19 protein-coding genes are annotated in these 20116 nt (G+C 68.1%); 8 read left to right on the top strand and 11 right to left on the bottom strand.

Going from position 1 to position 20116, the window contains the following annotated elements; genetic code table 11:
* Window positions 1-105 precede the first annotated feature (105 nt).
* Window positions 106-255 carry a hypothetical protein gene (locus tag AT701_RS35285; protein ID WP_011729748.1) on the top strand — a complete coding sequence of 50 codons (150 nt, stop codon included), beginning with the start codon at window positions 106-108 and terminating at the stop codon, window positions 253-255.
* Here AT701_RS35285 and AT701_RS21240 read toward each other — a convergent pair.
* Window positions 239-871, bottom strand: a complete 633-nt coding sequence (locus AT701_RS21240; protein ID WP_058127694.1) for an MBL fold metallo-hydrolase — start codon at window positions 869-871, stop codon at window positions 239-241. The two genes, AT701_RS35285 and AT701_RS21240, sit on opposite strands and share 17 nt — an antisense overlap.
* A gap of 25 nt (window positions 872-896) precedes the next feature.
* Entirely contained in the window at window positions 897-1988 is a 1092-nt protein-coding gene (locus tag AT701_RS21235) for an S-(hydroxymethyl)mycothiol dehydrogenase (RefSeq protein WP_011729747.1), read from the bottom strand.
* Between the two features lie 89 nt (window positions 1989-2077).
* On the opposite strand from AT701_RS21235, the gene AT701_RS21230 reads away from it, so the two are divergent.
* The 4 genes from AT701_RS21230 (at window position 2078) to AT701_RS21215 (ending at window position 6447) form a co-directional block, all read left to right on the top strand.
* On the top strand, window positions 2078-3718 hold the full coding sequence (locus AT701_RS21230; protein ID WP_011729746.1) for a LuxR C-terminal-related transcriptional regulator: 1641 nt from the start codon (window positions 2078-2080) through the stop codon (window positions 3716-3718).
* Window positions 3719-3824: 106 nt separating this feature from the next.
* A complete protein-coding gene (locus AT701_RS21225; protein ID WP_223495700.1) occupies window positions 3825-4937 on the top strand; it encodes a class I SAM-dependent methyltransferase in 1113 nt (370 codons plus the stop codon).
* 40 nt (window positions 4938-4977) lie between these two features.
* Window positions 4978-5811, top strand: a complete 834-nt coding sequence (locus tag AT701_RS21220) for a serine hydrolase domain-containing protein (RefSeq protein WP_014878005.1) — start codon at window positions 4978-4980, stop codon at window positions 5809-5811.
* A gap of 123 nt (window positions 5812-5934) precedes the next feature.
* Window positions 5935-6447: a DUF3145 domain-containing protein gene (locus AT701_RS21215; RefSeq protein ID WP_011729743.1), complete on the top strand. Its 513-nt coding sequence runs from the start codon at window positions 5935-5937 to the stop codon at window positions 6445-6447.
* Between the two features lie 67 nt (window positions 6448-6514).
* Here the strand turns inward: AT701_RS21215 and AT701_RS21210 are convergent, their stop codons facing one another.
* A complete protein-coding gene (locus tag AT701_RS21210) occupies window positions 6515-7417 on the bottom strand; it encodes a diacylglycerol kinase (RefSeq protein WP_011729742.1) in 903 nt (300 codons plus the stop codon).
* Window positions 7414-8991, bottom strand: coding sequence for an FAD-binding oxidoreductase (locus AT701_RS21205; protein WP_011729741.1), 1578 nt, complete (start codon window positions 8989-8991; stop codon window positions 7414-7416). The genes AT701_RS21210 and AT701_RS21205 overlap by 4 nt, the downstream gene beginning before the upstream one ends.
* A 50-nt stretch (window positions 8992-9041) precedes the next feature.
* Between AT701_RS21205 and AT701_RS21200 the strand changes: the two genes are divergently transcribed.
* Window positions 9042-9626: a TetR/AcrR family transcriptional regulator gene (locus tag AT701_RS21200; RefSeq protein WP_003895728.1), complete on the top strand. Its 585-nt coding sequence runs from the start codon at window positions 9042-9044 to the stop codon at window positions 9624-9626.
* Window positions 9623-11179, top strand: a complete 1557-nt coding sequence (locus AT701_RS21195; protein ID WP_011729740.1) for a glycerol-3-phosphate dehydrogenase/oxidase — start codon at window positions 9623-9625, stop codon at window positions 11177-11179. The genes AT701_RS21200 and AT701_RS21195 overlap by 4 nt, the downstream gene beginning before the upstream one ends.
* 233 nt (window positions 11180-11412) lie before the next feature.
* Here AT701_RS21195 and AT701_RS21190 read toward each other — a convergent pair whose 3' ends face one another.
* On the bottom strand, window positions 11413-12402 hold the full coding sequence (locus AT701_RS21190; RefSeq protein WP_003895726.1) for a LysR family transcriptional regulator: 990 nt from the start codon (window positions 12400-12402) through the stop codon (window positions 11413-11415).
* A 97-nt stretch (window positions 12403-12499) separates the two neighbouring features.
* Here AT701_RS21190 and AT701_RS21185 point away from each other — a divergent pair, with 97 nt between their 5' ends.
* Window positions 12500-13249: an SDR family oxidoreductase gene (locus AT701_RS21185; protein WP_011729739.1), complete on the top strand. Its 750-nt coding sequence runs from the start codon at window positions 12500-12502 to the stop codon at window positions 13247-13249.
* A gap of 74 nt (window positions 13250-13323) precedes the next feature.
* Here AT701_RS21185 and AT701_RS21180 read toward each other — a convergent pair whose 3' ends face one another.
* The 6 genes from AT701_RS21180 to AT701_RS21155 all read right to left on the bottom strand — a co-directional run bounded on the left by AT701_RS21180 (window position 13324) and on the right by AT701_RS21155 (window position 20103).
* Window positions 13324-14748: an acyl-CoA carboxylase subunit beta gene (locus tag AT701_RS21180; RefSeq protein ID WP_011729738.1), complete on the bottom strand. Its 1425-nt coding sequence runs from the start codon at window positions 14746-14748 to the stop codon at window positions 13324-13326.
* A gap of 68 nt (window positions 14749-14816) precedes the next feature.
* Window positions 14817-16070 carry a 3-oxoacyl-ACP synthase KasB gene (kasB, locus tag AT701_RS21175; protein WP_011729737.1) on the bottom strand — a complete coding sequence of 418 codons (1254 nt, stop codon included), beginning with the start codon at window positions 16068-16070 and terminating at the stop codon, window positions 14817-14819.
* 29 nt (window positions 16071-16099) lie between these two features.
* Window positions 16100-17350 carry a 3-oxoacyl-ACP synthase KasA gene (gene kasA, locus AT701_RS21170; RefSeq protein ID WP_011729736.1) on the bottom strand — a complete coding sequence of 417 codons (1251 nt, stop codon included), beginning with the start codon at window positions 17348-17350 and terminating at the stop codon, window positions 16100-16102.
* Window positions 17347-17646: a meromycolate extension acyl carrier protein AcpM gene (gene acpM, locus AT701_RS21165; RefSeq protein WP_003895721.1), complete on the bottom strand. Its 300-nt coding sequence runs from the start codon at window positions 17644-17646 to the stop codon at window positions 17347-17349. The genes kasA and acpM overlap by 4 nt, the downstream gene beginning before the upstream one ends.
* 80 nt (window positions 17647-17726) lie before the next feature.
* Window positions 17727-18644: an ACP S-malonyltransferase gene (locus AT701_RS21160; RefSeq protein ID WP_014878004.1), complete on the bottom strand. Its 918-nt coding sequence runs from the start codon at window positions 18642-18644 to the stop codon at window positions 17727-17729.
* Window positions 18645-18816: 172 nt separating this feature from the next.
* On the bottom strand, window positions 18817-20103 hold the full coding sequence (locus AT701_RS21155; RefSeq protein ID WP_011729734.1) for a PucR family transcriptional regulator: 1287 nt from the start codon (window positions 20101-20103) through the stop codon (window positions 18817-18819).
* Window positions 20104-20116: the final 13 nt, after the last annotated feature.

Here is a 20116-nt window from a genome sequence, read left to right as displayed (position 1 = left end):
GAGCGGGCGCGTCTGCATGTCGACACGCCGCCTTTCGTCAGCAGTTCGCGCACGCTCGTCGCTGCCGAGGGCGCGTGCACTGCTGAGATTTCACGGCGTGGTGAGGTGCAGACACGCACGCTCGCGGTGCAACTCGCGGAGCTCACGGTGCAACTCGCGGAGCTCACGGTGCAACGCGCGGAGCTCGCGGTGCACCGCGCGGTGCTCGCGGTGTGCGAGGTGCGACGGCCCGCAGAACTCAGTGGCCGCGCTTGACCCAGTCGTCGTAGTTGACGAGTTCGCCGCCGATGGTGGTGGTGTCGCCGTGGCCGGTGTAGACCACGGTTTCGGCGGGCAGCAGACCGAGGCGGTTCTTGATGGAATCGAGGATGGTCGGGAAATCCGAGTAGGAGCGCCCGGTGGCACCCGGGCCGCCCTGGAACAGGGTGTCCCCGGAGATCACGGCGTTCAGTTCGGGGATCGACCAGCACACCGAACCCGGCGAGTGCCCGGGGGTGTGCAGGGCATGCACCTCGATCTCGCCCGCCTTGAGCACCAGGCCGTCCTCGACGGCACGGAACTCCTTGTCCGGGTGGATGTCTCGCCACAGCATGTCGTCAGCGGGGTGCAGCAGCACGGGGGCGTCCAGGGCCACGGCGAGATCGGGCGCGACGGTGATGTGGTCGTTGAGCCCGTGTGTGCAGATCACCGCGACCACGTTGCGCCCGGCCACCGCGTCGACGATGGGCGCGGCGGTGTGGGCGGCGTCGAACACGATCACGTCGTTGTCGTCGCCGACGAGCCAGATGTTGTTGTCGACGTCCCAGGTGCCGCCGTCGAGGCTGAACGTGCCGCTGGTGACGACCCGCTGGATCTGCGCAGGCCCGGTCATGCTGATCTCCTCTTCGCGCAAGCGCTCATCGGTCCAACACCACCACGGAGCGCAGCACCTCACCGGCGTGCATCTTGTGGAAGGCATCCTCGATGCCGTCCAGGCCGATGCGTTCGGAGACGAACTTCTCCAGCGGCAGGCGGCCCTGCAGGTACAGCGAGATCAGGGTGGGGAAGTCGCGTTCGGGCAGACAATCGCCGTACCAGGAGGACTTCAACGACCCGCCGCGGGAGAAGAAGTCGATCAGCGGCATCTCCAGTTTCATGTCCGGGGTGGGCACACCGACCAGCACCACGGTGCCCGCGAGATCGCGCGCGTAGAAGGCCTGCTTCCAGGTTTCCGGGCGCCCGACCGCGTCGATGACGACGTCGGCGCCGAATCCGTCGGTGAGGTCCTGGATGGTCTCCACCGCGTCGAGGTCTTTGGCGTTGACCGTGTGGGTGGCGCCGAATTCGCGGGCCCAGTCGAGCTTTTTGTTGTCCATGTCGACGGCGATGATCTTTTTCGCCCCGACCAGGGCCGCCCCGGCGATGGCGGCGTCACCGACACCGCCGCAGCCGATCACGGCAACGGTGTCGTCGCGCGTGACCGCGCCGGTGTTGATGGCCGCGCCGATGCCGGCCATGACGCCGCAACCCAGAAGGCCGGCCACGGCCGGGTCGGCGTCGGCGTCGACCTTGGTGCACTGGCCCTCGTGCACCAGGGTCTTGTCGGCGAACGCGCCGATGCCCAGGGCCGGGGTGAGTTCGGTGCCGTCGGTCAGCGTCATCTTCTGGGTGGCGTTGAACGTGTCGAAGCATAGGTGGGGACGCCCCCGCTTACAGGCGCGGCACTGTCCACACACCGCGCGCCAGTTCAGGATCACGAAGTCACCGGGCGCGACGTTGGTGACGCCCTCACCGACTGCTTCCACGGTGCCTGCGGCCTCATGGCCCAACAGGAACGGGAACTCGTCGTTGATCCCACCCTCGCGGTAGGTCAGGTCCGTGTGGCATACCCCGCACGCGATGATGTCGACCACCACCTCGCCCGGACCGGGATCCGGGATCACGATGTCCACCAACTCGACGGGTTGCTGCTTACTCCGAGAAATCACACCGCGCACAGTCTGAGGCATGGTTACAACCTAGCGGTGAGCACCCGAACCTGCTATCAGAGTTGCCGTTTACTGCCGCATGACCCGAGCCCGTAATACCGTGGGCAGCAATGACGACGGCGACAGGTTCGGTTGGGCGGGCATCGGATCATCCCGCGTTGCTGGAGGCGCGGGCAGCACACTCGCGCGCCGAATGGGCCGCGGCCTATCAGGCGTATCTGCGGGCCGAGGCGATCGGCCCGATGACGCTGGACGATCTCGATGCCTATGCCACCACGGCCTGGCGGCTGGGGCACAGCCGCGAGGCCGTCCGGCTCGCCGAACGGGTGTACGGGCAACTTGTGCGCCGTGATCCGGCGACGGCGGCGACGAAGGCCGTCGACATCGCCCTGGAGTGGCTGACGCGGGGTGATCTCAACATTGCGCAGGGGTGGATGAACCGGGCGCGTCGGCTGCTCACAGGCGCCCCGACCGGGCCGACGCACTGCTATCTGGCGTACCTGGATGTCGTACTCGCGGTGGCCGAACAGGACCCTGAGGAGTTGGCGCGCCGCGCCGAGGCGGTGCGGCATTTGTGCGACAGCGTCGAGGATCCGGCGCTGGAATCGTTGTCGTTGGTGTCGCAGGCGATCGCCGCGCTACACCAGGGCCGCGTGGCCGACGGCTACGCCCTGGTCGACGAGGCGTTGCTGCCGCTGCTGGCCGGACACGTGCGCGTCGAGTGGGCCGGCGACATCTACTGCGTGGTGCTGAACCTGTGCCACAAGCTCGCCGACCACCCCAGGATGCGCGCGTGGACGCAGTCCATGGAGCGCTGGTGCGACGTCCACTCGGCCTCGCCGTTCTACCGGGTGTGCGACGTGCACCGGCTGCAACTGGCCGCCGCCGACGACGACTATCGCCGGCTCGAAGACCAATTGTTCAGCGCGAGTACGGCGTTGGAGGACGTCAACTCATGGGTGGGCGCCGAGGGTTTCTATCAGCTCGGTGAGGTCCGGCGGTTGCGCGGGGACACCGAGGGGGCGCTGGCGGCGTTCGCCAAGGCGCGTTCGCTCGGAAAGGATCCCCAGCCCGGCGAGGCGCTGCTGCACTGCAGCGTGGGGCAGAGTCGCAAGGCATGGACCGACCTGCGCGTCGCGCTGGCCGGCGCCGGTCCGCTGGACCGCATGCGGCTGCTGCGTGCGGCCGTGGTGGTGGCCCTGGCGCGTGACGACATCGGCGAGGCGCAGCGGTACTGTGACCAACTTGCCGCCGGCGCCGAGGCTTTCGCCACGCCGGGATACCGGGGCTGGGCCGCGCATGCCCGCGGCGCGGTGCTGGTGCGTCGCGGCGAGTTCGAAGCGGCATTGGACAACCTCGGCGCCGCGCTGCGCGAGTACCGGCTGCAGCAGGAGCGTTACGACATCGCCGAGGTGTACGAGTGGATGGCGCTGGCGCACAGGGGACTCGGCGACGACACTGCGGCCGATACCGACATCGCGACGGCCGAGAACATCTACGAGCAACTGGCCGTGCAGCCCAGTGGCGTGTGCGGCCGGGCCAGCCCCGGTGGGTTGACGCGCCGCGAGATCGAGGTGCTGCGCGCGATCGCAGGCGGGGCCACCAATCGTCAGGTCGCCCACCAGTTCGTCATCAGCGACAAGACCGTGGGCAGGCACCTGGCCAACATCTACACCAAGCTCGGCGTGTCGAGCCGTACGGCCGCGGTCACCTGGGCCTACCAGAACGGAGTGGTGCGAAAAGACAATTGAACCGGGCACATCCGAGGGCCGTACATCATTTACGCCATCTCGCGTCGGCACGAACGCATCATTCGGCCGATGTCGGGGTGGGCGTCCCGGCCATAGCGTCTCGGGCATGACGACGCTAGATGTGAACCTCGACGAGGTAACCGTGTCAACCACCACTTCACCCACCCCCGACACCACCGAGGACTTCGCCGCACGCGTGGTCGAATGCCTCGACAGCGCCAGCACGGCGATCCTGTTGTCGATCGGGCACCAGACCGGCCTGTTCGACACCATGCGGTCACTGCCGCCGGCCACCAGCACCCAGATCGCCGACGCTGCCGGCCTCAACGAACGCTACGTACGCGAGTGGCTCGGCGGCCTGGTCGCCGCGAAGGTGATCGAGTACGCGCCCGACGAGCGCACCTACCACCTGCCTGAACACCGGGCCGCGATGCTGACCCGCGCGGCCGGCCCCGACAACCTCGCGCGCGTCGCACAGTTCATCCCCCTGCTGGCCGAGGTCGAACAGAAGATCGTCGACCGCTTCCGCCACGGCGGCGGCCTGCCCTACAGCGAATATCCGCGCTTTCACCGGCTGATGGCCGAGCAGAGCGGTGAGGTGTTCGACGCCGCCCTGATCGACGTCATCCTGCCGATGGCCAGCGGTCTCGTCGACCGCCTGCAGGCCGGAGCGGATCTGGCCGACATCGGCTGCGGCAGCGGGCATGCGGTGAACGTGATCGCACAGGCCTTTCCCGCCAGCCGGTGCACCGGCATCGACTTCTCCGAGGAGGGTCTGGCCACCGGACGCGACGAGGCGCAGCGTCTGGGCCTGGACAACGCCACGTTCATCGCGCGTGACGTCGCCGAACTCGACGAGACCGAGGCCTATGACGTCATCACCGCGTTCGACGCCATCCACGACCAGGCGCATCCGGCGCGGGTCCTGGAGAACATCCACCGGGCCCTGCGCCCGGGCGGGGTGTTCCTCATGGTCGACATCAAGGCGTCGACCCACGTGGAGAACAACATCGGCGTGCCGTTCGCGCCGTACCTGTACACGGTGTCGACACTGCACTGCATGACCGTGTCGCTGGCCCTCGACGGCGACGGGCTGGGCACGGTGTGGGGGCGTGAGCTCGCCACTTCGATGCTGGCCGACGCCGGGTTCGACGACATCGTCGTCCGCGAGATCGACACCGACCCCATCAACTACTACTACGTCGCACGCAAGCGGTGACCGCCCGGCCACTCGTTGGCGCCCAGTAGCATCCAGTGCGGTGAGCGTGAGTGAAGCACTGAAGGTGATCGACGAGTGGCCGGTGCCGACGGCCGCCGCAGCGGTGATCGGGCCGTCCGGGGTGCTGGCCACCCACGGCGACGACGCGAAACCTTTCGCGTTGGCGTCGGTGACCAAGCTGTTGGTGGCACGCGCGGCGCAGGTCGCGATCGAGGAGGGCGTCGTCGAACTCGACACCCCGGCCGGGCCCGACGGCTCGACGGTGCGCCACCTGCTGGCGCACACCTCCGGCGTCGCGATGAACTCCGCGGACACCGTGGCGCAGGTGGGGCAGCGGCGCGTGTACTCGAACTTCGGATTCGGGTTGCTGGCGCATGCGATCGAGGACGCCGCGGAGATCGAGTTCGGCCGGTATCTGACCGAGGCCGTGTTCGAGCCGCTCGGGATGTCGACGTCGAAGTTGCTGGGCGGTGCCGACGCGGCGGGCTTCGGGGTCACCTCGACCGTCTCGGACCTGGCGCGGTTCGCCGGTGACCTGCTGCGACCCGCGCTGGTTTCCCAGCAGATGCACGACGAGGCCACCTCCGTGCAGTTCCCGGGTGTCAACGGCGTGTTGCCGGGATTCGGCTCGCAGCGGCCGAATGACTGGGGCCTGGGGTTCGAGATCCGCGACGGCAAGACGCCGCACTGGACGGGGTCGAGCAACTCGCCGCGCACGTTCGGCCATTTCGGCCAATCCGGCACGTTCCTGTGGGTCGATCCGGTCGCTGACCTGGCCCTTTTGGTGCTCACCGACCGTGACTTCGGGGACTGGACGTACCCGCTGTGGCCGGCGATCTCTGATGGTGTGCTGAGAGAAATCGGGACACACTAGCGCAACATGCGTCTCACAAGGCACAATAGACACGCAAGGCACAACGCATAGTCGTTTGCTTGCTCGACCGGTTTCGCAAGGCCGTTGGGGAAGACGTCCCTCGTGGAGCCGAAGGAGTAGCAAATGCGTGCGTCGAATCAGTTCGCCGACGCGGCGACAGGTGTGGTGTACATCCATGCCTCACCCGCGGCGGTATGCCCGCATGTCGAGTGGGCGTTGTCGTCGACCCTGTCGGCGAGGGCCAACCTGAAGTGGACCCCGCAACCGGCCATGCCCGGCCAACTCCGCGCGGTCACCAACTGGGTTGGACCGGTAGGCACCGGAGCGCAGTTGGCCAACGCCCTGCGGTCCTGGTCCGTGCTGAGGTTCGAGGTCACCGAGGATCCCAGCGCGGGGGTCGACGGGCACCGTTGGTGCCACACCCCGCAGCTCGGCCTGTGGAGCGGCGTCATGAGCGCCAACGGCGACGTGATGGTCGGCGAGATGCGGCTGCGCTCGCTGATGGCAGGCGGCGCCGACATGCTCGCGGCCGAACTCGACACCGTGCTCGGCACCGCGTGGGACGAGTCCCTGGAGCCCTTCCGCAACGGTGGCGACACCGGCGAGATGACCTGGCTCAACCGGGGCGTGGGCTAGAACTTCACCGAGATCGACGAAAACGTCGCCGCACGCGTGGTGTGGCGACGTTTTCGTCGCTCTCGCGTCAGCCGGGGGCTGACGTCAAAATCTTCAGCGCCCCGGGGACCGCGGTGATAGTGGCGGGCAGTGGCGCCGCGAAATCCCCGTCGGCGTAGGCGTTGATACCCGGGCATTCGACGCGCACGCTTCTCGCGCGCCGGGTGGTGACGGTGTCGAGGTTCACGTGCGTGCCCTTGAAGACCGTCGGGAACAACCGGATCAGGCGTGACCGTGAGGCCGAGGCGATCATCGTGATGTCGAGCAGGCCGTCGGTGGGATCGGCGCCGGGGCAGATCAGCATTCCGCCGCCGTAACTGCGGGTGTTGCCGATCGCGGTCATGGTGAGCGCGTGGTCCTCGGCATCCCCGCCGTCGAACGACAGCCGGAACGGCAGGAGCCGCAGCTTCGACAGCTCGGCCACCATCGCGAGGTTGTAACGCATTCGTCCGTGCGGCCAGGACATCCGGTTGGCGCGGTCGCTGACCAGTGAGTCGAACCCGGTGGCGACGACCGTGCCGAACCACCGGCGGGTGCCGTCGTCGGCGTCGATGCGGCCCAGGTCAACGGTGCGGGTGTGCCCGTCGGCGATGACGTCGGCCGCGGCCTCGGGATCGCCGGTGGGGATGCGGTATTCGCGGGCGTGGTCGTTACCTGTGCCCGCCGGGACGATACCCAGCGGAACATCGGTGCCCGCCAACTCCTGCAGCGCCAAACCGATCACGCCGTCACCGCCGACCACCACGAGCGCGTCGGTGCCGCGGTCGAGATGCTCGCGCACGAGTTCACGGGCGTGTCTGGCGTCGCGGCCCACGATCGCGGTGACGTCGACACCGCGCTGCTGAAGTCGCACCACGGCACGTTCGGCGGCGTGCGGCGCGTTGCCGTGCCCCGACATCGGATTGGTCAGGACGGTGACGCGGCCGGTCACGGAATCAGCTTGCCCGGGTTGAGGATTCCGGCGGGGTCCAATGTGGCCTTGACCGCGCGCAGCACCGCGACGCCGAGATCGCCGACCTCTTCGGTCATCCACGGGCGGTGATCGGCGCCGACCGCGTGGTGGTGTGTGATGGTTGCGCCGTTGCGCACCATGGCCTCGGAGGCCGCGGTTTTCGCCTTGCGCCACTGTTCGGCGGCGTCGCCGCGCTGTGCGGCGACGACGGTGAAATACAACGACGCGCCTGTCGGGTACACATGCGAAATGTGGCACAGCACCAGTGCCTGCGTCCCGGATTCGGCAAGGGTCGCCGTCAGCGCTTCTGTCACAGCGGTTTTGAGCGCCGCGACATTGGACCAGTTGGTGGCGGTCTCCAGGGTCTCGCACAACGCTCCCGCGGCCAGCAAGGAATCGCGCAGATAGGGCGCCCCGAACCGCCCGTGTTCCCACGCCCTGGCGGGGACCTCGCCCAGCGAGGTGCCGCCGAGGCGTTCGAGCAGGGCGCGGGTCTCGGCGTGCCTGCTGGCGGTGTGTTCGGGGGATCCCTCGAACACCGTGACTGCCAGGCATCCGCCTGTGATCGACTGCTCGCCGATGTTGTCCGTGGTGGCGAGGTTGACGCCGGTCTCGGCCTCGTCGGACAGGCGGATCACCGTCGGGCCGGTGCCGGTCTGCACCACGGCGCGCAATGCGTCTGCGCCCGTGGCGAAATCGGGGAACGACCACGCCTCGTACCGCGTCGACTCTGGCACCGGGTGCACGCGCACCCGCACCCGGGTGATGACGCCGAACACGCCCTCGGACCCGAGCAGCAGTTGGCGCAGATCCGGGCCTGCTGCCGAGGCCGGCGCGCGGCCGAGGTCGAGCACACCGGCAGGGGTCACCGCGCGCAGTCCACGGACCATGTCGTCGAACCGGCCGTACCCCGCGGAGTTCTGGCCCGACGACCGTGTCGCCGCGAACCCGCCGATGGTGGCGAACTGGAAGCTCTGCGGGAAATGCCCGAGCGAGAAGCCATGCGCGCCGAGCAGTTCCTCGGCCTGCGGGCCCGTCACGCCCGCGCCGAGTTCGGCTTCACCCGAGATCTCGTCGAGGTGGTGCAGGGCGTCGAGGCGACGCAGGTCCAGTGAGACCACGGCGCCGAATTCGCCGCGCAGCGGATCGAGGCCGCCGACGACGCTGGTGCCGCCGCCGAACGGGACGATCGCGATGCGGTGCTCGGTGCAGTACCGCAGGATCGCGGCCACGGCGTCCTCGTCGCCGGGCAGCAGGATCGCATCGGGTGCGTCCTGGACGCCGGAAGTGTTGCGGCGCAGGAGATCCAGCGTCGACTTGCCACCCGCGTGCAGCAGGCGCGCGGTGTCGTCGGTGCGGCAGTACTGCTCGCCGACGACGGCGGCCAACGCGTCGCGGTCCGCGGCGGTGAGCGCCGAGGGGCGCAGCGTGATGTCTTCGGGCGAGATCTGCGCGGGGGAGTCGGTGACCCCCAGTGCCTGCTGCAGCAGGGCCCGGATGCCGTCGGACAGCGGCTTGGCCGCCTGCGGGTCACCCCAGGCGTTCCACTTCATCGGGGGCAGTAACCGCTCGGCGGGTCGCGTCATGCGTTACAGTATTACACATGGTGTCAATCAGTAACGACGATGCGGGTGAATCGCTCGGCGAGCGGATTCTCGAGGCCGCGGCCAGCTGCGTGATGGCGTTCGGCGTCGACCGCGTGACACTGGCCGAGATCGCGCGACGTGCCGGCGTCAGCAGACCCACCGTCTATCGACGCTTCCCCGATACGCGGTCGATACTCGCGGCGCTGCTCACGGCCCGGATCGTGCGCGTGCTCGACGAGGTCGAATCGGATGCGCGGGGGCGGGAGGCACTCGTGCGCCGCATCGTCGCGGTGGCCGAGCGCCTGCGCCACGACGAGGTGATCATGGCCGTGCTGCACACCGCGCCGGACGTCGCGATGGTCTACATCGCCGAGCGCCTGGGCACCAGCCAGCAGATCCTCATCGACGCGGTCGCCGGGGAGATCAAGATCGCCCAGGAGGGCGGCAGCGTGCGCGCCGGGGATGCGCGCCAGCTGGCCACCATGTGCCTGCTGATCACGCAGTCGGCCATCCAGTCCGCGCAGATGGTTGCGCCCATCCTCGACGCCGACGCGCTCGCACGGGAGTTGGCGTACTCGCTGAACGGATACCTCAAGCCGTGACCGCGTCGCAGGGCGCTGCGAGCCGCACGGCGCTGAACGCCGAACGGCGCGCCGCCGAACTCGACACGCTCGCCGCCGGAGAACACGTCGACGTCCTGGTGATCGGGGGAGGCATCACCGGTGCCGGCATCGCGCTGGATGCCGCGACCCGCGGGCTGCGCGTCGCGCTGGTCGAGAAACACGACCTGGCGTTCGGCACAAGCCGCTGGAGCTCCAAGCTGGTACACGGCGGTCTGCGCTACCTCGCGACCGGCAACGTCGGCATCGCCCGCCGCAGCGCCGTCGAACGCGGAATCCTCATGGGCCGCAACGCCCCTCACCTCGTCAAGGCCATGCCGCAGCTCGTGCCGCTGTTGCCGTCGATGAACCGGGCATCCCGAGCGTTGATCCGCACCGGATTCCTCGCCGGCGACGGTCTGCGCAAGCTCGCGGGCACCAGCGCCGCCACACTGCCACGCTCGCGCCGCATCGACGCCGCGCGTGCCGTGGCGATGGCCCCCACCGTCCGCACCGACGGCCTCGAGGGTGGTTTCCTCGCCTACGACGGCCAACTGGTCGACGACGCGCGCCTGGTGGTCGCGGTGGCCCGCACCGCGGCCCAGCACGGCGCACGCATCCTCACCCGTGTATCCGCCGATCACGCGACCGAGGAGTCGGTGCGGCTCACCGACCACCGCACCGGGTCGTCTTTCGACGTGCGCGCACGCGTGGTGATCAACGCTGCCGGGGTGTGGGCGGGCCAGGTGGACCCGACGATCAGGCTGCGTCCCAGTCGCGGCACACACCTGGTGTTCGACGCCGCCGCGTTCGGCAACCCCACTGCGGCGCTGACCATTCCGATCCCCGGTGAGCTCAACCGGTTCGTGTTCGCGATGCCCGAACAACTCGGCCGTATCTACCTGGGACTCACCGACGAGGACGCGCCAGGGCCGATACCCGATGTGCCGCAGGCCACCCCGGCCGAGATCTCGTTTCTGCTCGACACCGTCAACACCGCACTGGCCACCACGCTGACGCCCGCCGATGTGCGCGGCACCTACGCAGGGCTGCGCCCGCTGATCGACGCGGGCGAAGGCCGCACCGCAGACCTGTCGCGCGAGCACGCCGTGGTCGAATCGCCCGACGGTGTGCTGAGCGTGGTCGGCGGCAAACTCACCGAATACCGGTACATGGCAGAGGACGTGCTGGACCGTGCGGTCGCACTGCGTGGGCTCGACGCGGGGGAGTGCCGCACGCGCAACCTGCCGCTCGTCGGTGCACCCGCGAACCCGGTGACCACGCTGCGCGCGCAGGTCGAACTCCCCGGATCTCTGGTGGCGCGCTACGGCGCCGAGGCGCACAACGTCATCGCCCAGGCGACGTGTGCGCGTCCGGTCGAACCGGTGGCCGACGGAATCGACGTCACACGAGCCGAATTCGAGTACGCCGTGACGCACGAGGGCGCGATGACCGTCGACGACATCCTCGACCGGCGCACCCGCATCGGACTGGTCACCGAGGACCGCGAGCGTGCACTCGCCGCGGCGACGGAGGTGCTCGCCAGGATCGGCTGAAAGTTCTCTGCCGCCCCGGTACGCGTGTGGGATGGCAGAGGCGAGGGGAGAAGCGGCACCAGTGGGACGGCCAGGGGGCGCACTGCGCTCCGGATGCGTGGCGATGCTGCCCTTGCTCATCGGATCGCCCGTTCGCAGCGGTGGCCGGTTTGGCGGGAACCCACAACGGCGTCAGCATCTTCGAGACGGCCGCGTTCTCGCTGCTGATCGGCGACGGTCGCATCCAACCGGTCTCACCCGCGACGTTGGCCGGCGCGGCCGCCCTTGTCGTGTCCTTGCGGTGGAAGAACCTGACGTTGAGCATCATCAGCGGCCTCGTCGCGTACGCATGCCTGGATCTCGTCATGTGAATCGCGCCGGCCGTCGGCGAGCAACATGTCGCGGATGGCCGAGTGGGTGTGGCGCTGCCACAACGCCTGTGCGCCGACGAGCAGTTCGGGCTGCAGGTCGACCACGACAACACGGCCGTCCATCGCCGCGCCTGCGGGTGCGGTGACGAACGCGATGGCGTCGGTGGTCAGCGGGGCGGCCACGGTGGCCGCGCCCTGCACGCGACTGACGACGTAGTCGGGTTCGAAGCCGGCGCGGCGGCACGCTCCCATGAGGAAGTCGCTGTAGTACGACGCGCCGGGTGGCGCCCACAACGCGATGCGTTCGCCGGCAACGTCGCTGATGTCGACGGAAGCTTTGCCCGCCAGGCGGTGGTCGCGCGGCAGGGCGAGGCGGACACGGTCGAAGCCCAGCACCGCCGTGGCGACCGCGCTGGTGGGCACCACGCCCCGGCGCAGCCCCAGGTGCACGGTGCCGTCGAGCACGGCCTCGACGAGGGCGTCGGGATAGAACTGGCGGAAGGTGAACGACACGTCCGGGAACGCGGTGATGGCGCGTTCGACGTGCGTATAGGCCTCGATACCGCTGAGCGCGGGGGTGTGGCCGATGACGTAGGCCTCGTCGGCACGGTGGGCGGTCTGCTCGACACGCGCGGCGATGGTGTGTGCGGCAGCCAGCAGCGGTCGCCCTTCGACCAGGAGCACCTCGCCGGCGCGCGTGAGGCGCAAGCGGCGTCCCTCCCGGTGGAACAGCGTCGCGCCGAGCTGTTTCTCAAGTTGCTGTATCGAGCTGCTCAGCGCTTGCTGGCTAAGGTGCAGCGCCGCGGCTGCGGCCGTCACGCTGCCGGCGTCGGCCACTGCGACGAATTGACGCAACCGTCGAAGATCAGGCATTTGATCCGTCACTCGATCAGGCTATACAAGCGTTGCTTGTCAAATAGTCGAGATTTTGTGTTTCTCTGCTGTGAGCGGCGGAGCTAGCGTACGGACCATGAGCAAATTGGAAGGTAAGTCCGCAGTGGTAGCTGCCGGGGCCAAGAACCTCGGCGGGTTGATCAGCACGACGTTGGCTTCGAGGGGTGTCAACGTCGCAGTGCACTACAACAGCGCGTCCACCGAGGCCGATGCCGACAAGACCGTTGCCGCGGTGCAGGACGCGGGGGTCAAAGCCGTCAAGGTGCAGGGTGACCTGACCGTGCCGGCCAATGTCGAGAAGCTCTTCGACACGGCGATCGACGCGTTCGGCGGTGTGGACATCGCGATCAACACCGTCGGCAAGGTGCTGCGCAAGCCGATCGCCGAAACCACCGAGGCCGAATACGATTCGATGTTCGACATCAACTCCAAGGCCGCCTACTTCTTCCTGCAGCAGGCGGGCAAACGTCTCAACGACAACGGGTCGATCACCACGATCGTGACATCGCTGCTCGCGGCCTACACCGACGGCTACTCCACCTATGCGGGGTCGAAGAGTCCCGTCGAGCACTTCACGCGCGCGGCGTCGAAGGAGTTCGGGGTGCGGGGGATCAACGTCAACAACATCGCGCCCGGGCCGATGGACACGCCGTTCTTCTACCCCGAGGAGACCCCCGAGCGCGTCGAGTTCCACAAGTCCCAGGCCATGGGCAACCGCCTGACCGATATCGGCGACATCGCCCCGCTGGCGGTGTTCCTCGCCGACGAAGGGCACTGGATCAACGGCCAGACGCTGTTCACCAACGGCGGTTACACCACCCGGTAAGCCTGCCCACCAGACGCAAAACTGCTCCTTTTCGCGTGAAAAGGAGCAGTTTTGCGTCTGTTCGCGCTGAGAAGTTACAGCGGGATGTTCTTGTGGCGACCACGGCGGTGCGGGGCCTCGGCAAGAGCCTCGGTGAGCTTGCTGCGGGTGTGTGACGGGTCGATCTTCTCGTCGACCACACCGATCTCGATCGCGGAATCCACACCGCCGGCGATCTTCTCGTGCTCGACCGCCAACTGCTCGTGCAGGGCCTCGCGCTCGGCGGGATCCTCGACCGCGGCCAGCTTCTTCTTGTGCAGGATGCCGACGGCGGCCTTGGCGCCCATGACGGCGACCTCGGCGTCCGGCCACGCGAACACCTTGGTGGCGTTGAGCGAGCGCGAGTTCATCGCGATGTAGGCGCCGCCGTAGATCTTCCGGGTCACCAGGGTGACGCGGGGGACGGTCGACTCGCCGAACGCGTGCAGCAGCTTCGCGCCGCGGCGCACGACGCCGCCCCATTCCTGATCCACACCGGGCAGGTAGCCGGGCACGTCGACGATGACCACCAGCGGGATGCCGAACGCGTCGCACAGGCGCACGAAACGCGCTGACTTCTCGGCGCTCTCGGAGTTCAGGCAGCCGCCGAGACGCAGCGGGTTGTTGGCGATGACACCGATGGTGCGCCCCGCGAGCCGGCCCAGGCCGACCACGATCGACGGGGCCCACTTGGCCTGGAACTCCTCGAAGGGCACGCCTTCGTCCAGCAGAGCGTGCACCAGAGGGTGCACATCGTAGGCGCGACGCGCGGAGTCCGGCAGCAGCGCGTGCAGGTCGGAGTCGCCGGCCTCGGCCTTGCTGCGGTCGAAATGGCCCTGCTGGCAGAACAATCCGACCAGGCGGCGGCCGCGCTCGTACGCGTCGAGCTCGTCGTCGGCGACGATGTGGCACACACCGGACTTCTTGTGGTGAGCCTCCGGGCCGCCGAGCGACACCATGTCGACGTCCTCGCCGGTCACGCTGCGCACCACGTCGGGGCCGGTGACGAAAATCTTGCTGTCGGGCGCCATGACGATGACGTCGGTGAGCGCCGGGCCATAGGCCGCGCCGCCCGCGGCGAAGCCGACGACCACCGAGATCTGCGGGACGTAGCCCGACGCCCGGATCATGGCCTCGAACATCAGACCGACCGCGTGCAGCGCCTTGACGCCTTCGGCCAGTCGTGCACCACCGGAGTGCCAGATGCCCACGATGGGGCTCTGCTCCTCGATCGCGGTGTCGTACGCGTCGACGATGTGCGCGCAGCCCTCGACACCCATGGCGCCACCCATGACGGTGCCGTCGGTGCAGAAGGCGACGGTGCGCACGCCGTTGACGGTGCCGGCCGCGGCCAGCACACCGGAGCGGTCACGCTCGTGGAGAAGTTCGACCGAGCCGTCGTCGAAGAACGTGCTCAGGCGCAGCAGCGGGTCGCGCGGATCGAGTGATTCGGCAGCCGCCTCGGGGGCCATGATCGTCATACAAACCTCCTGTAGCCCGTCGGACTTGCGGCTGACGGCCTCGAAGAAACATTCAACTCGGTTGAGTATCAGTACTTTCCGAAGGCGAGCGCGACATTGTGCCCACCGAATCCGAACGAATTGTTGATCGCGTACTTGTAATCGCCCTGTCGTGGCTCCCCGGCGACAACATCCAGATCGATTTCCGGATCCAGGTTGTTCAGGTTGCGCGTCGGCGGGATGATTCCATCCCGCAACGCCAGGACCGTCAGGATGGATTCGACCGCGCCGACCGCGCCGACCGAGTGGCCGAGCGCGCCCTTCGGTGCGTACACCGCAGGCTTGTGGCCGCCCATCGCATTGTTGATTGCCTTGCTCTCGGCCACGTCGCCGACATTGGTGCCGGTCGCATGCGCGTTGACGTGGTCGATGTCCGTGGGTTTCAGACCCGCGAGTTCGATCGCGCGGGTCATGGCGTAACCGGCCTGCTCACCATTGGGATCCGGCGCCACGATGTGGTAGCCGTCCGAGGTGACGCTCGCACCCATCAGCCGGCCCAGGATGTTGGCGCCGCGCGCCTTGGCGTGCTCCTCGGTCTCGATGACCATGAGCGCACCGGCCTCGCCGAACACGAAACCGTTGCGGTCCTTGTCGAACGGCTTGCAGGCGCCCTCCGGATCGTCGTTGCTGTTGGACAGCACGATCCGCATCTGCGCGAAGCCCGCGATCGGCACGGCTTCGATCTTGGTCTCGACACCACCGCAGATGGCGATGTCGGCCTCACCGAGCACGATGTTGCGCCACGCGTTGGCGATGGCCTCCGAACCCGAGGCGCAGGCCGAGATCGACGTGCACACACCGGCCTTGGCCTGCCGTTCCAGACCGATCGCGGCCGCGGCGCCGTTGGGCATGTACATCTGCACCACCAACGGGGACACCGCGCGCAGGCCCTTGGACCGCATGCCGTCGTAGGCGAACACGAGTTCCTCGGTGGAACCGAGGCCGGTGCCCATCGACACCATGAGACGGCGGGCGTCGACCTCCGGGGAGCCGGCATTGGCCCAGACCCGGCGGCCGAGCACCGTCGCCATCTTCTGCAAATATGACAACCGGCGCAGTTCGACCCGCGTCAGTTCGGAATCGAACTCCTCCAGGAGATGTCCGCCGATACGAACCGGCAGGTTGTACTCCTCGACGAACGGATCCGTGAGCGTACGGATACCGCTCTGGCCGTCGAGCAGCTTCTTCCAGGTGCTTTCCGCATCCGTCGCCAGCGCTGTCGTCATCGCAACGCCGGTGACGACCACGTTGGGAAGCCCGTTCCCCGTGGACAGTGCCGCCATATTTACGCGATTCTTTCCTTTACCGAGACTCAGTAACGCCCGAATGCCAGAGCCACATTGTGGCCGCCGAACCCGAACGAGTTGTTGATGGCGTACTTGTATTCGCCGTACCGAGGCTCACCTGCAACGATATCGAGATCGATCTCGGGATCCGGGGTCTCGTAGTTCAGCGTCGGGGGGATGACGCCGTCGCGGAGAGCCAGGACCGTGAGGATCGATTCCAGCGCACCGACCGCACCGATGGAGTGGCCGAGCGCGGACTTGGGGGCGTACACCGCGGCGTGTTCCACACCGGCAACCCGGAGGGCGTTGGCCTCGGCGGTGTCCCCGATCGGGGTGGCGGTGGCGTGGGCGTTGACGTGGTCGATGTCCTTGGGATCGAGGCCCGCGGTCTCCATCGCACGCTTCATCGCCTGACCGGCACGCAGACCGTCGGCGGCCGGGGCCACCATGTGGAACGCGTCGGACGTGATGCCCGCACCCATCAGACGCGCCAGCGGCTTGGCGCCGCGCGCCTTGGCGTGCTCCTCGGTCTCGATGATCATCATCGCGCCTGCCTCGCCGAACACGAAGCCGTCGCGGTCCTTGTCGAACGGACGCGACGCGCCCTGCGGATCATCGTTGCGGGTGCTCATCGCGCGCATCATCGAGAACGCCGCGATGGGCAACGCCTCGATACCGCCTTCGACACCACCGCAGACCGCGAAATCGGCGTCGCCCATGACGATCTGACGCCACGCGTGCGCGATGGCCTCCGAACCGGACGAGCAGGCCGACACCGGCGTGATGACACCGGCGCGGGCGCCGAGTTCGAGCCCGACGACGGCTGCCGCGCCGTTGGGCATGATCATCTGCACCGCGAGCGGCGACACCTTGCGGGGGCCACCCTCGTTCATCGCGTCGTACGTCTCGACGATCTTCTCGCCGCCGCCGAGCCCGGTGCCGATCACGACCGCGAAGCGGTCCGGATCGACCTCAGGCGCGCCTGCGTTCTCCCACAGCTGCTTGCTGAGGAACTTCGACATGCGCTGGACGTAGGACATGCGGCGCATGTCCAGACGGGTCATGTGATCGTCGATGTTGTCGACCAGGTGCCCGCCGATACGCACCGGCAGGTCCCACTTGGTGACGAACTCGTCTTCGAGGACGCGGATACCGCTCTCGCCGGCCAGCAGGCCCTTCCACGTGCTCTCGATGTCCGGCGCGATCGACGTCGTCGCCGTGACGGCGGTCACCACCACATTGGGGTAACCGCCGTTGGCAGTGGAAGGCCTGGTCACTGGTCTGCCGCGAACTTCTCACGCAGGGCAGCAGCGGCCTCGGGGTTCTCTTCCTCGAGCTTCTGGATGTAGGCAACCACGTCGCCCACGGTGCGCAGACCGGCCAGATCCTCGTCCGGGATCTTCACGCCGTACTTGTCCTCGGTCTGCACCGCGATCTCGACCATCGACAGCGAGTCGATGTCCAGGTCGTCGACGAACGACTTCTCCGGGGTGACCTCGGACGGCTCGATACCGGTGACCTCTTCGATGATCTCGGCGAGACCGGCGATGATTTCTTCCTGGGTGGCGGCCACAGTGGCTCCTTCGTTGTTGTTGATGCCCCTCCGGCTGTGGAGGGGTTCATTCCGGACGTTTGTCGTGCGGTTTGCCGGACCTACAGCTGGTCCAGACCGTCCAGGTCTTCTGGGGACTTGATGGCGCGCGTCGGCGTGCCCTTCAGTTCACGCTTGGCGATGCCCACCAGCGTGCCGGCCGGCGGGAACTCGACGATCCCGGCGGACTCCGCATTCTGGAAGCGATCACGCAGCGTGGCGGTGCACAGATCCCAGCGCACCGGCTTGGTGAGTTGTGCGACGAGCTTCTCCATCGCATCGGCGGCCGAAGCCACCGGCTGACCATCCGCGTTCGACAGTAGTGTCGCGGTCGGCTCGCTGGTCGTTACAGACTGCGCGGCCGCGGCGTAACCGTCGAGCGCCGATGCCATGTAGTGGGTGTGGAACGCACCCGCCGTCGCCAGCTTACGCACGCGGGCCTTGGCCGGCGGATCCTCGGCGAGCTTGTCGAGCGCGGCGACCGCGCCCGCGGCGACGATCTGCCCGGCCGCGTTGCGGTTGGCCGGGACGAGGTCGAGGGCCTCGAGACGCGCCAGCACCTCAGCCTCGTCGCCGCCGAGCACCGCGGCCATACCGGTGGGCTCGACCGCGCAGGCCTTGGCCATCTCGGCGCCGCGGGTCGCGGCGAGCTTGACGGCGTCGTCGGCGGAGATGACACCGGCGATGGCGTACGCGGCGATCTCGCCGACCGAGTGGCCTGCGACAATCGTCTCCGCGGCGCTGTGCCCGCGCTTGGTGAGTTCTTCGTGCGCCAGCAGGGTGGCGGCGACCACGAGCGGCTGGGTCACCGCGGTGTCGGTGATCTCCTCGGCCGTCGCGGTGGTGCCCAGCGTGGTCAGGTCCAGACCGCTGATCTGCGACCAGGCGGCCAGACGGTCAGCAGCACCGGGCAGCTCCAACCAGGGGGTGAGCATGCCGGGCGTCTGCGAGCCCTGTCCAGGGGCGAGCAATGCGAGCACGGGTCCTTGAGGCACGTCATTAAGAGAACACTGTGAAGACGGGTTTGCGCGGTGTAAGAGATTATGAACCTTGTCTTATGTTTTTGTAGGTTCTCCACAAAAGTGCATGTGATGCGACCTCGTCGATACCGCGCCGCGATCTGTGATCCGTACCTCACCCCATCGCGTGACGTCACGTACCCCGTGACCCGGCCGACGTCGCCGGCCTGATGGTCGGCACCACGCTGACCGCGCTGTTTATCGTGCTCGCTCGGTATGCGTGTTTGCTCAGCCGTCCCACGGTCGACGCCACCCGCAACACATAGGCGTCCCGGGGCACCGCCGGATCGCGCCCGGTGAAGTCCGCGATACGCCGCAGACGGTAGCGAACCGTATTTGGATGAACGAACAATTTGCGTGCGCAAGCTTCAATCGCGCCGCCGGAGTCCAGGAACGCGTCCAGCGTCTCGGTGAGGGCAGGCCCGGCGTCGGCCAGCGGTCGCATCACCTCGGTCTCCAGGGCCGTGACCGCATCGGCGTCACCCAGCAGCGCACGCTCGGGCAACAGTTCGCGCGCCGATACCGGACGCGGCGCGCTCGGCCACCCGGCCACCGCGTTCATCCCCGAGATCGCTTCTGTCGCACTGCGATGCGCCGCGGTCAGTGTCGGGGTCGTCGGCCCGATCACCACAGGCCCGTCGGCGAACACCGACATCAGGTCGGCCAGGAACCGGTCGGTCGCCGACAGTGGGCCAGACACGATCGTCACCAGCCACGTCCCGTGGACGTCGGACAGCGCGGCGCGATCGTTGCGGCGCACGACGGCGTGCACGTCGTCGCGCGCCATCTCGATCCGGTCGGCGCGCGGCAGGCCCACGATCACCGTCGCGGGCGCGGTCGCGTCCCAGTTGAGCGCGGCGGCCTGTGACTGCAGTTCGGGGCCGGTGTCGCCGCGGACCACGGCGTCGACGATGTTGGCCTCCATGCGGATGTCCCAGGCGCCGCGGGCCTCGGCCTGATCGGCGTACGCGCTGGCCGCGGCGAACGCCAGATCGCGGCTGTAGCGCAGGATGCCCGCGGTCAGGGCGGTGAGCTGTTCCTCGGACCGTGCCAGCAGCGGCACGGCCTCCTCGAAGAACTCCATGGACGTGCGCACCATCTCCACCGACTGCCGCAGTGCGACACGCCGCCGCAGATCCTGCGGCACCACCTCGAACGCCTGCGCGGTGTAGCCCACGTTGCTCTCGGGGTTGCGCATCCACTCGACGAAGTTGACGACGGCGGTCTGCACCACGAGCTGCACGCTGGCGCGCTGCGACGCGTCGAGCTCGGCGAAGAACGGCAACCGCTGCTCCATGGCGTGCACGGCCTCGGTGGCCAGCCGGCCCGAGTACTGCTTCAACCGGCGCAGCAGCGAGTCGGGCACGGCCTCAAGCACCTCGACCGTGGACTTCGGCGGAACGAACCGATTGTCGGGCATTCCTAAAACCTAC

Origin of the sequence: Mycolicibacterium smegmatis (assembly GCF_001457595.1) — a bacterium.
Lineage (GTDB): Bacteria > Actinomycetota > Actinomycetes > Mycobacteriales > Mycobacteriaceae > Mycobacterium > Mycobacterium smegmatis.
This window is presented reverse-complemented; position numbering and strand designations above follow the sequence as displayed.

Coding starts and splice junctions, on each gene's coding strand:
- AT701_RS21240 (WP_058127694.1), bottom strand. CDS start 871: ATGACCGGGCCTGCGCAGATCCAGCGGGTCGTCACCAGCGGCACGTTC.
- AT701_RS21235 (WP_011729747.1), bottom strand. CDS start 1,988: ATGCCTCAGACTGTGCGCGGTGTGATTTCTCGGAGTAAGCAGCAACCC.
- AT701_RS21230 (WP_011729746.1), top strand. CDS start 2,078: ATGACGACGGCGACAGGTTCGGTTGGGCGGGCATCGGATCATCCCGCG.
- AT701_RS21225 (WP_223495700.1), top strand. CDS start 3,825: ATGACGACGCTAGATGTGAACCTCGACGAGGTAACCGTGTCAACCACC.
- AT701_RS21215 (WP_011729743.1), top strand. CDS start 5,935: ATGCGTGCGTCGAATCAGTTCGCCGACGCGGCGACAGGTGTGGTGTAC.
- AT701_RS21205 (WP_011729741.1), bottom strand. CDS start 8,991: ATGAAGTGGAACGCCTGGGGTGACCCGCAGGCGGCCAAGCCGCTGTCC.
- AT701_RS21200 (WP_003895728.1), top strand. CDS start 9,042: ATGGTGTCAATCAGTAACGACGATGCGGGTGAATCGCTCGGCGAGCGG.
- AT701_RS21190 (WP_003895726.1), bottom strand. CDS start 12,402: ATGCCTGATCTTCGACGGTTGCGTCAATTCGTCGCAGTGGCCGACGCC.
- AT701_RS21185 (WP_011729739.1), top strand. CDS start 12,500: ATGAGCAAATTGGAAGGTAAGTCCGCAGTGGTAGCTGCCGGGGCCAAG.
- AT701_RS21180 (WP_011729738.1), bottom strand. CDS start 14,748: ATGACGATCATGGCCCCCGAGGCGGCTGCCGAATCACTCGATCCGCGC.
- kasB (WP_011729737.1), bottom strand. CDS start 16,070: ATGGCGGCACTGTCCACGGGGAACGGGCTTCCCAACGTGGTCGTCACC.
- AT701_RS21155 (WP_011729734.1), bottom strand. CDS start 20,103: ATGCCCGACAATCGGTTCGTTCCGCCGAAGTCCACGGTCGAGGTGCTT.